Here is a 13,971-nt window from a genome sequence, read left to right as displayed (position 1 = left end):
TTTTATTCCTTTATAATTGAAAGAACTTCTTCTAAATCTTTTTTCTTTGGAGCCATTAAGATTAAATCATTTTCAAAATACCAGAAACACTCACTATTATAAAATCTTGCCGCCGCTATATCAAATTCTCTTATTTCACCTTTGTAAATCACTGCTTTTGAAAATTCTCCATAACATAAAGATAAACTAAGTGCCCCAGGTGCTCTGAATTTTAAGTTATGTTTGTTAAGTTTTGCAACAATATCAGGATTTTTATATGCTTTTTCAAAAAGAATAACATCGTGACGATAATTTGATTGAAACGGTTTTCTAAAAAGATTTTCAAATCTTTTGCCGTTTTTATCTTTTACAAAATAATCCCCGTTGCTTAAATTTACCACCACCGCCGCTTCATTTTCCAGATAAACGCTGCATCCAAAATAAGGAATATGGTTTGATACGTTATAACTTCCATCAATTGGATCAATTATTATTTTTTTATTTTTGCCGTTATCTATAAAACCTCTCTCTTCTGAAAAAATATTGCCATAATGGCTTAATGCCTTTATAAAAAACTCTTCTGCCAATAAATCTATTTTTAAACTTCTGTCTCCCCCGAATCCTATACCTTTTTCTTCGAAAATATTCTCTTCTTCATGAAGTGCCCTGATTATTTTTAAGCTTGCACAAAGAGTGGCGTCAATAAAACTCATTTTTTATCCTTAATTAAACTTGGCCATTCAACTGAATTGAAATTTTTATCATATACACTTGGAGTTCCTCTTGCCTGAAGTTCATTTGCCGCTTTTTTTGATTTTTCAAGTGCTTGCATACATTTTTGAAGTTCAATTTTGCTTGGTTTGTAATTTTTCCACTCATTTCCGCCAAGTAGAGTTTCTTTAAATCTTTTAGCTTTTTCTTTATCTGTTTTACCGGCTAAAATATAGCAGCTCATATTTTTTGCATCTTTATGAAAAGGAAGTGGAAATAAAATCACATGAACTCTGTAATTTTTTGACAGGTTATCTTTTGTTTTTTTCTCCATCATTCTGCAGAACGGACACTCTGGGTCTGTTACAACGTATAAATCTTTTTTTCCTTTTCCAAAAGTAAATGATACACCTTCGGTAACTATTTTTTTATTTACCGGAAAATTACCTTGTAATGTGTTGCCGTTTTTATTATTTATTATTCTTCCGATTATTGTATATTTTTTGTCCGCTGTTATATATATATTTCCGGCCCCTCTTTTAGTCTGAATATTAATTATGTAAAATCCGTTTTTTTTAACACCTCTGACCTTTATAATGCCTTTTTTAATATCTTGTGATAATCTTGGATAAAGAATACTTGATTTTAATACATTGTTTAATTCATTTTGCGATAGTAATTTATCACTTGCAAATAGACTGATAACTATACCTAAACTTAAAAACAGTTTTTTCATTAAATCTCCTTGAGTTTTTCTAAAATTTTTTCTACTTTTTCTTTTGGATTTTTATCTTTATAAACCGGTCTTCCAACAACTATGAAATCAACTAAATTTTCTTTAGCAAAATCTATGTCTGCCACCCTTTTTTGGTCTCCCGCATTTTCTCCAAAAGGTCTTATGCCAGGAGTCAGGGTTAAAAAGTTTTTATCTGTGATTTCTTTTATCATTTTACTTTCATATGCTGAACAGACCACTCCGTCAAGGCCGGCATTAAAAGCCATTTCAGCAAATTCTTTCGCTTTGTTTTCAATATCGTCATTATAAATTTTTTTAAATTCATCATTTGAAAAACTGGTTAAGGCTGTTACTGCTAAAACTAACGGTCTTTTTTTAAATTTTGAAATTCTTTTCATTACTTCTTTCATTGCTCTTTCACCAGCACTTGCATGTACATTAAACATATCAATTTCATGTTTTGCAATCTCCTCTGCCGCATCAGCCATGGTGTTTGGGATATCATACAATTTTAAGTCTAAAAATATATTAAATCCGAGGTTTTTTAATTCTTTTAAAAATTCGTTTCCGTCCCTTATATAACTTCTAAATCCGACCTTTAACCATATATCATTTGCATTTTCACTGATTTTTTCAGCTAATTTTAAATTTTCTTTTTTGTTTGGCAAGTCAAGGGCTATACATAATTTCATTTCTTTTTTATTTCCCATTTTATCTGTCCACTTTAGGAAGTGTGATTCCTATCTGTCCGTGATATTTGCCTTTTTTGTCCGCATAGCTAATTTCACACATTTCATCATCAGCACTTAAAAATATAAGCTGGGCAATCCCTTCGTTTGCATATATTTTTGCGGGAAGAGGGGTGGTATTGCTTATTTCAATAGTAATATGCCCCTCCCATTCAGGTTCAATCGGTGTTACATTTACAATAATTCCGCATCTGGCGTATGTGGATTTTCCTACACAAATAGCAAGCACATCCCTTGGCATTTTAAAATATTCCACACTTCTGCACAAGGCAAATGAATTTGGAGGAATTATACAGTCTCCTTTAATTTTGACAACATTTTTTTCATCGAAATTTTTAGGGTCTACTATAGTTGAATTTATATTGGTAAATACCATAAATTCATCACTTACCCTTATATCGTATCCGTAGGAACTTACCCCGTAACTTATAGTGTTTTGTCTGACCTGTTTTTCTTCAAATGGGGTTATCATACCAAATTCTTTGGCCATTGTTCTTATCCATTTATCTGATTTTACACCCATTATTATCCTTTATTGAATATTTAAAATTATATCAAATTTATGTTATCATTTTAAAAAGCATTAAGGAGTATATATTATGGATGTAAAAACTTTAAAAAAGATAATTGAAATTTTTGATAATTCAAAGGCAAATGTGTTAGAATTTGAAAATGAAGAATTTAGAATTTTTTTAGATAAATCTGCAAAAGCTGCACCTGCTACAGCAGTTCAAACTCCTGTTCCTGTTGAAGCACCGAAAGCTGTCCAAAAAGTTGAAGCTAAACCTGAATGTGAAGTGGAAGGGGAACTTATCACCTCTCCAATGGTAGGTACTTTTTATCAGGCTCCTAGTCCCGATTCACCACCTTATGTAAAAGTTGGGGATAAAGTAAAAAAAGGGCAGACCCTATGTATTATTGAAGCAATGAAAATAATGAATGAACTTGAAGCGGAATTTGACTGTGAGATACTGGATATTTTAGTAGAAGACGGACAGCCTGTTGAATTTGACACTCCACTTTTTAAGGTTAAAAAATTATGAAAAGAATTTTAATTGCTAACAGGGGAGAAATTACACTTAGGGCAATCAGAGCCATTCATAAATTAAAAAAAGAAGCGGTTTGTATATATTCTACTGCCGACAGAGATGCTATTTATTTGAAATTTGCAGACGGTGGTGTTTGTGTTGGACCTGCAAAAAGTAGTGAAAGTTATCTTAATATTCCGGCAATTTTGACTGCAGCTGAAATGACAGAATGTGATGCAATTTTTCCTGGGTACGGATTTTTAAGTGAAAATCAGACATTCGTGGAGATATGTAAAGCGCATAATATAGGTTTTATAGGTCCAAGTTTAGAAGTAATGGAACTTATGGCGGATAAGTCAAAAGCTAAAGAAGTTATGAAAAAAGCGGGGGTACCTGTAATTCCCGGAAGTGAGGGTGCTATAAAAGATGTGGAGGAGGCTAAAAAAGTTGCACGTGAAATTGGTTATCCTGTAATACTTAAAGCCGCAAGCGGCGGCGGTGGAAGAGGAATGAGGGTGGTAGAGGATGAAAGTTATCTTGAAAATGCATTTTTGGCTGCAAGTTCAGAAGCCCAGAGCGCTTTTGGAGATCCAACCATTTATATGGAAAAATATATTGAAAAACCTCGTCACATTGAGGTTCAAATCTTAGGGGATAAACACGGAAATGTAATTCATTTGGGGGAAAGGGACTGTTCGCTTCAAAGAAGGCATCAAAAATTAATTGAAGAGTCACCTGCCGTTATCTTAGATGAAAATACAAGAAAAAAGCTTCATGAAACTGCCGTTAGGGCAGCAAAAGCAATTGGTTATTATTCAGCGGGAACTATTGAATTTTTGGTAGATAAAAATTTAAATTTCTATTTTATGGAAATGAATACAAGACTTCAGGTTGAACATCCCGTAAGTGAAATGGTAAGCGGACTTGATTTGGTTGAGTGGATGATAAGAGTCGAAGAAGGGGATAAAATTCCGTCTCAAGATGAAATAAACTTAAAAGGCCATGCGATTGAGTGCAGAATATTGGCGGAAGATCCTGAAAAATTTATCCCTTCCCCTGGAAAAATTCAAAAACTTTATATTCCGGGCGGAAAAGATGTGAGGGTTGATACCCATATTTATTCTGGATATATTATTCCTCCGTATTATGACAGTTTAATTGCAAAAGTTATAACTTACGGAAAAGACAGAAACGAAGCTATTGAAGTTATGAAAGAAGCTCTAAAAGAATTTCAAATAAGCGGAATTAAAACATCAATACCGTTTCATTTAAAAATGCTTGAAAATGAAGACTTTTTAAACAATAATTATGATACTAAATATTTAGAAACTAAGGGACTTGTTTAAAGTATATAATTTTTCCTTTTAAGTCCCCGATTTTTAATACATTTTTTACTATACCTTTTAATGTTACCCAGTTATTGGGATTAATTAGTAAATACACTATCCCTCTGTCTCCGGCAAAAACTTTGTTGTATAAATTTCCTTTTATACAGATTCCTTTTTCATTAAATATATTTTTTTTACAAAAGTTAACGTCAACTCTTCCGTCACTTTTTCTAGCACCGAGTGCAAAAAATGTATAAGTTTTTTTATTTTTTAATAGATGTGGCAGGTTAAAGTAAAGGCTTAAAACATCCTGCGGAGCGTAATAGTCAAATTTTTCTTTTCCGTCAAATTTATTGTTAAAATATTTTTTTCTTATGATAATTTTATTTTTGTGGTCAAAATAATAGATTCTTTTATATTCTTTATTTCCTTTTTTTCTATAAGTTATATATTTTAACGGAATAAGCATATTGTTTTTAATTATTCCAATACTAGTATATTTTTGAACCATATGTTTAGTTAATGCAGCCGCTAAACCTTTTGTTTTTACTGTGGTATCTATTTTATAATTTGTTGCATTTCGCTCAAAAATTCCTTTTGCAGTGGCAATTGTTCCAAAAATTCCGTATTTTGCCTCATATATTGCGATTAGGGTTTTTGCATTAACTGAAATTATTAAAAAAAATAGTAAAATATATCTCATAGAGCCCCTTTTTTAGAAATTATACCAAAGGAAGAAGATGAAAATAGTTTTTTTAGATGCTTTGACTCTTGGAAATGTTGATTTTGAAAGATTTAAAGAGTTTGGAGAGGTTGTGATTTATCAGATAACAGAGAGGGATGAGGTAATTGAAAGAATTAAAGATGCGGATATTGTAGTAACTAACAAGTTTGTAATTGATAAAAATGTTATGGATAATGCATCTAAACTTAAATTTATTCAAATTGCGGCAACGGGGATGAATAATGTTGATCTGGAGTATGCTAAAAAGAAAGGGATAGTTGTAAGGAATGTGGCCGGATATTCTACTAATGCTGTGGTTCAGCATACTTTTGCTTTGGTTTTGGGGTTAATAAATAAAATTTGTTATTTTGACAAATACACAAGAAGTGAATATCCTAATTCAAAAATATTTACCCATATTCAAAACTGGTTCGAGATAAAAGGTAAAAGATGGGGAATAATAGGGCTTGGTGAAATTGGAAAAAATGTGGCAAGATTAGCTAAAGCTTTTGGGGCTGAGGTTGTTTATTATTCAACAAGCGGAAAAAACAATTCAGACGAATTTAAAAAAGTTGATTTGGACACTTTACTTAAAACTTCAAAAATTATCACAATTCATGCACCTTTAAATGAAAATACCAAAAATTTACTCAATCTTGAAAAATTATCATTAATTCAAGATGGCACTATTTTAATAAATGTTGGAAGAGGTGGAATAATAAATGAGAGAGATTTGGCAAAAATTTTAGAAAAAAATGATATTTTTGTAGGGCTTGATGTTTTTGAAAAAGAACCGATTAATTCAGATAATCCACTTTTAAAAAGTAATAAAGTTTTATTAACTCCTCATGTTGCCTGGACAAGTATAGAGGCAAGAAATGAATTGATGCAGGGAATTTATGAAAATATAAAAAATTTTATAAAAAGCGGGAGTTAAGCCGCTTTTTGGTCTACATGTACATCCATTTGAGGATAAGGGATATTAATGTTTTTTTTATCAAAAGTTTCTTTAATTTTTTCAAGTAGTTCACTTCTGACATTCCAGTAATCTTCACTTTTAACCCACGGTCTTACATTGAAATTTATGCTGCTATCAGCAAGTTCTGCGAGCGCCACAGTTGGAGCCGGTTCTTTTAATATTTTCGGATGGTTATTTAAAATTTCTTCCAAAGTTGATTTTACAAGTTTTAAATCGTCTTCATATCCCACACCTATTACTAAATCAATTCTTCTTATTTTTTCTTTTGAATAATTAATTATATTATTTCCTATTATATTATTGTTTGGGATAATAATCACTCTGTTATCCCCTGTTTTTAAAGTAGTATTAAAAATCCCTATTTCATCCACTGTACCAGATGTTCCTGCAATTTCTACAAAATCCCCCACTTTAAAGGGCCTTAACATCAAAATTAACACACCTGCTCCAAAATTAGAAATATTGTCTTTAAGCGCCATACCTACGGCCAAACCCGCACCTGCAATAATTGCAGCAAATGAAGATGTGTCAACACCTAATGTCCCGAGGGCTGCGAGTATCACTAAAATTAATAAACCTACATAAGTTAAATTACCTAAAAATTTAATTAAGGTCACATCTGTATTAGTTTTTTCTAAGAGTTTTTTAATGATATTTGTAACAATTTTAGCAAGCCATTTACCTATTATGTAAATAACAATGGCTCCGAGTATTTTTATTCCCCACTGTGTTGCCAAATTAATGTATTTATCCATTGGATCTCCTTTTTTTTATTAATAATATTTTAATCATTTTAAATGATATTTAAATGACAAAAATTTATTTATCAAATTTTTCCCAGTGATTTAAAGTTATCATTGTTTTTAAGAGCTTAACATATTCATCTCTTTTTTGGGAGTAAAGTTTCATAGTGTTAGCAGCAATTGTTCCGGTAAATTTTTTATTGTTAAGTTTATAGTAAAATCTGACATTTCTAAATTCCTTATAGGCGGGGTTTCTGTTAAGATTAAGCATATAGGCCCTGATTGAATCTTCAAGACTTGGAAATACTTTTAAAGAATAATTAATATCGATATTTTCATATTTGCTTTTTGGCTGGATACCTTTATTTGAATATTCCCAATGACCAAAAATATTATTTGCGAGTCTGACAAATCTGCTTTTTCCCCAGCCGCTTTCAATTGCTGCTTGTGCTAATGCAAGGGAAGGGGGGATAGTATCTATTTTTTTTAGATATTCAGTCTTATCTAAAATGTTTTTTATTTTGTATTTTTTTGCAATTTTGGCTAAAAAGCCGATTTCTTTGGGATTCAACATTAAATTAGGATCGTTAAATATTTTTATAATTTTTTTTCTTAAAGCTGATATTTTTTGATTTTCTGTTTGAATTAGGGGTAACATAATTTCCACAAATGCTTTTTTTTGTTGTTGAATGTTTTTGATTTTATAATACCAGTTGGGAAATGCTGCATTTAAATAAGCAAAAAATAAAATATTAATAAAAATTTTTTTCATAATTCTCCTAAAATAGTGTAGGTTCAAGAGCTTTTAATTTATAACTAATTCTGTGAATGTCACTGAATCCGTATTTTTTAATTTCTTCAATGTGTTCTTTTGTAATATAACCTTTATGTTTTTTAAAGTTATATTCAGGATATTTATCGGAAATTTCTATCATATACTGGTCTCGGCTGACTTTTGCCAAAATACTTGCAGCGGCAATTTCTTTTATTTTACTATCACCTTTAATTATTGTTTCTATTCCATCTACTCCAAAACTGCTGTTTCCATCAAACAAATATTTTTTAGCTTTAATATTATTTTTTATCTCCTTAAGGGAATAGTTTATGGCAAATGAAAGCCCTTTTTTATCAATAGTTTTATTATCAACCCAAACTATATGGTAAATACAAATTTCTTTTATTATTTCAAACAGCTTTTCTCTTTTGATGGCATTTAATCTTTTAGAATCCTTAATTTCTTCTAAAATATTTTCAATATCTATTTTTTCATTTTTTATTTTTAATTTCCCATTATCCATTTTCCATTTAAACATGCATCCTGCTACCACCAATGGCCCGGCTATCGGTCCTCTACCCGCCTCATCTATTCCGCAAATCTCCATTGCCAAAACGGTATTACCTCCACTTCAAAATTTTTATGTTTTATTTCAATTTCATTAGAAATTGTAATAACTTCAATTTTTTTTACATCAGTGACTTTATCTAATTTTTCTATTATAGCATCTTCGTTTGCAAAAGGCATAACAAGAATTCCCATCTCTTTTTGGGGCAGATAAAAATTAAGAGTATCTTTATAATAGATTTTTTTTTCATTAAGTTCCAAAAAGATCATATTTTCAAATTTATGTAAAAGATTTTTTTTATTTGTAAGGATATCTTTAAATGCAAAATTATAAGCAAAAAATTTTTTAGGAGATTTTGGGGCGTTAAATTTTTCAACTTCATAAATTATTTTATTTTTTATTAATTCATTTGTTGTTTTATAAAAACTGTCTTTACTTATTTTTATTCTTTTTTTTAATATTTGGAATATTTGATACAAGGTTAATTTTTCTCCAATATGTGAAAAGAAAAATTTTAAGATTTCTTTATTGTACGGCAATAATTCAAAGGTTTCTTTTAAATATTCCTCTTTAAAATAATCTTCTACAAAAGCATTTTTTGCAAAATTTCCAAATTTTAAAAATTTGTCAAATGCATGGGTAGGGGATGAAAGTTTTTCAAATGCATAAAATTCTTCAAAATCAAGAGGTCTTAATTCTATTTTTTTAAAATTTTCTAAATTTATATTTTCATTTGAAGTAATAAAAGTTATTTTATCAGGGATTTCAATTGAAAAGTCAAAATTGTCAAAAATGATTAAATCCGCATCAAATTTAAACTGTTTTTCCCTGTAATCTGAAAAATCATAATATTCATAAGTACCTTTAAAAGTTTTTAAAAAATTAAAAATTAAAAATGTTTTACCTACCCCTTTTGGTCCAGTAATTAAAGTGTTTTCAAAATTAAGTTTAATTTTTCTGTCATAAATCTTTTTAGGTAACATAAAAACCTTTTTGCTTAATTATAGCATAATCAAAAATCCTAGTATTGCAATTACGCTTTCATACAAAAATAAATGTTCCCCGTAAAGCCATCCTGAAATTATGCTTCCCAAAAATGCCGCCAAGCCGTAACCGATTCCTGCGTAAAACTGTTGGGCCAGCGTTTTGTTTTTATAAATCTTTGATAAATAAAGAAGGGCTGAAGTATGAAAAATCGCAAATGAAAAGGCATGAATTAATTGGGACAGAGCTATAAAAATTACTTTTCCTGCGAAAATATAAAGCATGAACCATCTGATTGATGTTAATAAAATAGACAGTTTAATCCAAAAAAGAGGGTGAAATTTTTTAATAAATTTATGTTGAATCAAGAAAATTCCGATTTCCGCAATTACCCCAATTGCCCAGAGCCAGCCGTTTATTTCTTTTGGAATGTGATGATTTAAATTATAAATAGTAAAAAAATTATAAAATCCTCCAAAACTGATTTGCATTAAAATTAAAGCCAACCAAAATTTCCATGCGATTAAAAAATTTATAGATTCTTTTTCTTTTTTTACAGATTTGTCTTCCAAAAAATATAAGGATGTTATATTTGTTAATATTATTAAAATGATAAACACATAAATGAAATTAATTTTAAAATATGAAAAAATAATTCCAAAAAGCATAAAGCCGAAACTTCCAAAAACCCTTGCCTGGCCGTATTTTTCCTTTAGTTTTTCAATGGCAATTGATTCAATATACGGGAAAATAACACTAAAACTTGCTCCGATGAAAAAAAATGCCGTTAAGATAATGGAAAAATTGTGGCTAAGTAATAAAAAAGCGGCTAAAGTAGAAATTATTAAAGAAATTAAAAAAGTTGTTTTATTGATAGTTAGTTTAAAAAATAAAAACGGTGTTAAAAATCTGGCAATTGGAAGCATTGAAAAAATAATTCCAATTTGTGCAGGAGTAAAAAAGTTTGAATACATTTTTGGCATAAAAATTACATAATCGCCTATAAGGGCAAAAAAGAGGAAATAAAAAAGACTTAAAGTGATAAATTCTTTAGACATTGAAGGAGGGTATCTTTATATTTTTCCGCATTAAAAGGAGGATAAATGAATTCTCTCTTTTTAGCACAAAAAGTGGCATCCGGCCACCACGGGTCGTTAACGTATCTCGGAATTACATGGATGTGCAAATGCGGTACCATATTTCCAAGTACTGCAATGTTAATTTTATCAGGTTTTAGTGTCTTTAAAATTTCTTTTTCCAGATTTTTTATAATTAATGTAAGTTTTACAGCTTCTTCATCGCTTAGTTCGCTAAATTCTTTAATATGTTTTTGGGTAATGATTCTTATGTAACCCGGAATTTCATCTACTAAAATAATTCTAAAAAAAGCATCTTTGTAAATAATATTTTCATTTTCAGAATTACAAAGGGGACAGGACATTAATTTCCCCTGCTACCGGGTTTAATCGGTTTGCTTCCTTCTTTACACATTGGACATTCATCTGGTTCGTATACATCAAATTCAAAATCTTCAAGTGCAAAAAGAGGTTTGTTTTTCGGTAACTTACATTCAGGTTTTCTTGTGGTTTTTCCGTTTACTCTTTTACATACGCCTCTGTTGGCAATTGCGGCAAATGCCACAACCTCTCCTCCCCTTTTTTCAATTTCCCTTGCGGCTTCCATTGCCGAACCGCCGGTAGTGATAATATCTTCACAGATTAATACTTTTTCTCCTTCTTTTACTTCAAATCCTCTTCTTAAAGTCATTTCACCCTGAACTCTTTCAGTAAAAATAAATCTAACTCCAAGAGCACGTGCCAGTTCATATCCTGCTAAAAGACCCCCTATAGCAGGAGAACATACTGTATCTACTTTGATTCCTGCTTCTATAATCTCTTTTGCAAGAGCTTTTGCCAACTCTTCTGCAACTTCTGGATATTCTAAAACTCTTGCACTTTGTAGATAATAAGGGCTGTGTTTTCCACTGCTTAAAAGAAAATGACCTTTAAGTAAGGCTCCATGTTTTTCATAAATATCTTTTACATTCATTTTTTATACTTTCATAACTTCATCAATTTTTTTATTTACTGTTTCATCTACTTTCGCTATAAAGTTATCAGTAATTTCTTGAACTTTTTCAAGTCCTCTTCTTTCATCATCTTCAGTGATTTCTTTGTCTTTAAACATTTTTTTAATTTTATCATTTGCTTCGCGTCTTACGTTTCTGATTGCAATTTTTGCTTTTTCAGCAAATTCTTTAGCTTTTTTAGCCTGTTTTTTTCTTTCTTCCTCTGTCATTGGGGGAAAATACATTTTAATTGTATCTCCGTCGTTATTCGGATTAGCACCGACATTTGCCTCTTGGATTGCTTTTTCAATATCTTTAATTATTGATTTATCCCAAGGCTGAACCACAATTGTTGTAGCATCAACAGCATTTATGTTTGCTACCTGATTAAGTGGGGTCGGTGTTCCGTAATATTCAACTTTGACTCCGTCAAGCACATGTATAGACACCTTACCAGTCCTTAGTGTGTTTAAATCTTTTTTTAATACATCGATACTTTTTTGCATATGGTCTTTTGCAAATTCATAAACTTTTTCCATAATTCCTCCTTAATATTTTATTATCATTCTTGAAAAGATTTTATAATTATACCTTATGATAACCCTGTTTCTAAATCTTTTGAGTTTAAAATCAGGATAAAAACTGAATTTGTGATTTTTAACTTTTATATGGTATTTCCAACCGAAATCTGTGAGATAAATATTTACATAAGAAAGATTTTCCTGAATTTTCCCTGAAATTTTTTGAATTAGATTTTTATTTCTTTGTATAACCAAATTTTTTATATGAAGTCTTTTAAATTTTAATTTTTTAGCAATATTTACTTTTCCGGTTAAAGCGATTCTGTCTAAATCATTAATAGGTGTAGTTAGGTCAATTGCTCCCGGATTTTGATTGGCAATAATTTTAAAATATTTTGAAATTATATTTTTTACTCTATCATCATATTCTCCATACGGATATGCATACATATCAGGCACATAGCCTATTCTTTTTTTAAATAAATTTATAGCTTTAAATGTATCTTCTTTTATTTCTTGATTGCTGAGTTTTGGAAGATGTGGATGGGCATAGCTGTGTACTCCAAGTTCTCCATATTTGGCACATTCTCTTACCATGTCCCAGGTCATAAAATCCCCCCATTTTCCTTCAGTTGCCTGGGTATATACAAAAAGTGTAAAAGGGATATTGTTTTTTTTAAATAAAGGAAGTCCGTTTATATAAAAACTTTTATAATTGTCATCTATTGTAAAAACAACGTAATTGTCAATGTTTTCTTTATTTTTTATCTTTTTTATAAGAGTTGATAGTTTTATTGCTTTATAATTATGGCTTTTTATATATTTAAAATATTTTTCAAGTTCTGCAGTTGAAGTGTTTGTATAAGAGTGCCTGGGGTCGTTGATTCTGTGAAGTACAAAAATATGGGCTTCTGCAAAAAGTAAAATGGGCAGAAAAAAAAGAAAAAATCTCATTTTACAGGTGCGGGAGGTAGTGGGGCTGATTTAGGAATTTTAACTTCATTCACCACAGAAGTGTTTGCCTGTTTATTATATAAGTATGTCAGAGTTAAGGTATTTAATACAAATAAAAACCCTAAAGTAATGGTTAGTTTTGCTAAAAAATTCATAGGCCCTTTTGCACCAAATACGCTTTCATTAGAACTTGAATAAGCCCCAAGTCCCATAGACTGAGATTTTTGAAGTAATACTAAAATTACGATTGCAATAACTAAAACAATTTGCACTATAAATAAAACTGATGTCATTTTTTACCTTTTTTGATAGAATTATAACAAAAAAGAGAAAATGAATTTTGATAAATTTGCACATACTTATTCTGAGTATAATTTAATACAAAAAAAAATAATTGAAAATTGTTTGCCTTTTGTTAAAGAAAAAGTGATTGATTTGGGATGCGGAAATGGGATTATTTGTAAATATAAAAAATTTGATTTTTATTTAGGAATCGATATAAGTGAAAAAATGCTTCAACTTCACCCCTGTAAAACATTAAAATTAGATTTTAATACAAAAGAATGTTTTAATGAGATTAAAAAATATGATTTTGAACAGATTATCTCTTTTTCAGCTCTTCAGTGGGCAAAAGATTTAGATTTTGTTTTTAAAGAAATTAAAAATTTAAATAAAAATTATTTGTTAGCTGTTTTTAGTTCTAATACTTTTAAATTATTACATAATTATCTCGGAATTCAATCTCCGATTTATTCAAAAGAAAAAATTTTAAAAAGTTCTCAAATTTTAAATCCTGAAATCAAAATATTAAACTATGTATTAAATTTTGATAATCCTGTGAAACTTTTAGAATATATAAAATATTCAGGAGTTTCCGGAAATGTAAGAGCAGATATAGGAAAATTAAAAAAATTCATAAAAAATTTTCCTATTAATATATTAGAATTTGAAATTTTACTTTTAAAAAGTAAATAATAACATTAACCCATCATTAATTTCAAATTTTTTCAAAAAAAACAGGAAAGAGTACTTGACAGGGGGGAGAAAATATAATATACTTTCATTCCCAAAACGCAAGAGAGCGTGATGGAGATGATTGAGAGCTTAGAGATAAGTAGCAGGCC

19 protein-coding genes are annotated in these 13,971 nt (G+C 29.7%); 4 read left to right on the top strand and 15 right to left on the bottom strand.

The annotated features are described in order from the left end of the window. Nucleotides 1–2: 2 nt before the first annotated feature. Genes LNAT_RS00095 through dcd form a run of 4 tightly spaced genes read right to left on the bottom strand, consistent with a single transcriptional unit; the run spans nt 3 to nt 2,698 of the window. Nucleotides 3–692 (bottom strand): FIG domain-containing protein, encoded by a 690-nt coding sequence (locus tag LNAT_RS00095; RefSeq protein WP_096257898.1) that lies wholly within the window; start codon nt 690–692, stop codon nt 3–5. Further along, nucleotides 689–1,426: a thioredoxin fold domain-containing protein gene (locus LNAT_RS00090; RefSeq protein WP_096257897.1), complete on the bottom strand. Its 738-nt coding sequence runs from the start codon at nt 1,424–1,426 to the stop codon at nt 689–691. The genes LNAT_RS00095 and LNAT_RS00090 overlap by 4 nt, the downstream gene beginning before the upstream one ends. After that, nucleotides 1,426–2,118 (bottom strand): orotidine-5'-phosphate decarboxylase, encoded by a 693-nt coding sequence (gene pyrF / locus LNAT_RS00085; RefSeq protein WP_096258733.1) that lies wholly within the window; start codon nt 2,116–2,118, stop codon nt 1,426–1,428. The genes LNAT_RS00090 and pyrF overlap by 1 nt, the downstream gene beginning before the upstream one ends. Before the next feature lie 19 nt (nt 2,119–2,137). Next, nucleotides 2,138–2,698 (bottom strand): dCTP deaminase, encoded by a 561-nt coding sequence (gene dcd / locus LNAT_RS00080; RefSeq protein WP_096257896.1) that lies wholly within the window; start codon nt 2,696–2,698, stop codon nt 2,138–2,140. Between the two features lie 76 nt (nt 2,699–2,774). Here dcd and accB point away from each other — a divergent pair, with 76 nt between their 5' ends. Both accB and LNAT_RS00070 read left to right on the top strand, forming a co-directional pair. Further along, entirely contained in the window at nt 2,775–3,218 is a 444-nt protein-coding gene (gene accB / locus LNAT_RS00075; RefSeq protein WP_096257895.1) for an acetyl-CoA carboxylase biotin carboxyl carrier protein, read from the top strand. After that, a complete protein-coding gene (locus tag LNAT_RS00070) occupies nt 3,215–4,549 on the top strand; it encodes an acetyl-CoA carboxylase biotin carboxylase subunit (RefSeq protein WP_096257894.1) in 1,335 nt (444 codons plus the stop codon). The genes accB and LNAT_RS00070 overlap by 4 nt, the downstream gene beginning before the upstream one ends. Here LNAT_RS00070 and LNAT_RS00065 read toward each other — a convergent pair. Further along, nucleotides 4,533–5,234: a DUF3108 domain-containing protein gene (locus LNAT_RS00065; protein ID WP_096257893.1), complete on the bottom strand. Its 702-nt coding sequence runs from the start codon at nt 5,232–5,234 to the stop codon at nt 4,533–4,535. The genes LNAT_RS00070 and LNAT_RS00065 overlap by 17 nt on opposite strands. 37 nt (nt 5,235–5,271) lie before the next feature. Here LNAT_RS00065 and LNAT_RS00060 point away from each other — a divergent pair, with 37 nt between their 5' ends. Next, complete coding sequence (locus LNAT_RS00060) at nt 5,272–6,192, top strand: D-2-hydroxyacid dehydrogenase (RefSeq protein ID WP_096257892.1); 921 nt, start codon at nt 5,272–5,274, stop codon at nt 6,190–6,192. Here LNAT_RS00060 and LNAT_RS00055 read toward each other — a convergent pair. The 10 genes from LNAT_RS00055 to secG form a co-directional block, all read right to left on the bottom strand. Continuing rightward, on the bottom strand, nt 6,189–6,989 hold the full coding sequence (locus LNAT_RS00055) for a mechanosensitive ion channel family protein (protein ID WP_096257891.1): 801 nt from the start codon (nt 6,987–6,989) through the stop codon (nt 6,189–6,191). The two genes, LNAT_RS00060 and LNAT_RS00055, sit on opposite strands and share 4 nt — an antisense overlap. 64 nt (nt 6,990–7,053) lie before the next feature. Next, nucleotides 7,054–7,749: a glucosaminidase domain-containing protein gene (locus LNAT_RS00050; protein ID WP_096257890.1), complete on the bottom strand. Its 696-nt coding sequence runs from the start codon at nt 7,747–7,749 to the stop codon at nt 7,054–7,056. Between the two features lie 7 nt (nt 7,750–7,756). Next, nucleotides 7,757–8,359: a ribonuclease HII gene (locus tag LNAT_RS00045; protein WP_096257889.1), complete on the bottom strand. Its 603-nt coding sequence runs from the start codon at nt 8,357–8,359 to the stop codon at nt 7,757–7,759. Continuing rightward, nucleotides 8,341–9,303, bottom strand: a complete 963-nt coding sequence (locus tag LNAT_RS00040) for an ATP-binding protein (RefSeq protein ID WP_096257888.1) — start codon at nt 9,301–9,303, stop codon at nt 8,341–8,343. Before LNAT_RS00040 ends, LNAT_RS00045 begins: the two co-directional genes overlap by 19 nt. A gap of 18 nt (nt 9,304–9,321) precedes the next feature. Further along, on the bottom strand, nt 9,322–10,287 hold the full coding sequence (locus tag LNAT_RS00035; protein ID WP_238593944.1) for an MFS transporter: 966 nt from the start codon (nt 10,285–10,287) through the stop codon (nt 9,322–9,324). Nucleotides 10,288–10,337: 50 nt separating this feature from the next. Continuing rightward, nucleotides 10,338–10,745 (bottom strand): HIT family protein, encoded by a 408-nt coding sequence (locus LNAT_RS00030; protein ID WP_096258731.1) that lies wholly within the window; start codon nt 10,743–10,745, stop codon nt 10,338–10,340. Continuing rightward, the gene (gene pyrE, locus LNAT_RS00025; protein WP_096257886.1) at nt 10,745–11,353 is read right to left on the bottom strand and encodes an orotate phosphoribosyltransferase; all 609 of its coding nucleotides are present in this window, start codon (nt 11,351–11,353) and stop codon (nt 10,745–10,747) included. Before pyrE ends, LNAT_RS00030 begins: the two co-directional genes overlap by 1 nt. Nucleotides 11,354–11,356: 3 nt before the next feature. Beyond that, on the bottom strand, nt 11,357–11,914 hold the full coding sequence (frr, locus tag LNAT_RS00020) for a ribosome recycling factor (RefSeq protein ID WP_172413499.1): 558 nt from the start codon (nt 11,912–11,914) through the stop codon (nt 11,357–11,359). Between the two features lie 6 nt (nt 11,915–11,920). Continuing rightward, nucleotides 11,921–12,847 (bottom strand): polysaccharide deacetylase family protein, encoded by a 927-nt coding sequence (locus LNAT_RS00015; protein WP_096257884.1) that lies wholly within the window; start codon nt 12,845–12,847, stop codon nt 11,921–11,923. Beyond that, nucleotides 12,844–13,140, bottom strand: a complete 297-nt coding sequence (gene secG, locus LNAT_RS00010; protein ID WP_096257883.1) for a preprotein translocase subunit SecG — start codon at nt 13,138–13,140, stop codon at nt 12,844–12,846. Before secG ends, LNAT_RS00015 begins: the two co-directional genes overlap by 4 nt. A gap of 40 nt (nt 13,141–13,180) precedes the next feature. Here secG and LNAT_RS00005 point away from each other — a divergent pair, with 40 nt between their 5' ends. Further along, nucleotides 13,181–13,822 carry a methyltransferase domain-containing protein gene (locus LNAT_RS00005; RefSeq protein WP_096257882.1) on the top strand — a complete coding sequence of 214 codons (642 nt, stop codon included), beginning with the start codon at nt 13,181–13,183 and terminating at the stop codon, nt 13,820–13,822. Nucleotides 13,823–13,971 lie beyond the last annotated feature (149 nt).

The organism is Lebetimonas natsushimae (assembly GCF_002335445.1).
GTDB classification, from domain to species: Bacteria; Campylobacterota; Campylobacteria; order Campylobacterales; family Nautiliaceae; genus Lebetimonas; species Lebetimonas natsushimae.
Note: the sequence above shows the minus strand (reverse complement) of the source record. Positions and strands in the feature narration are given on the sequence as shown.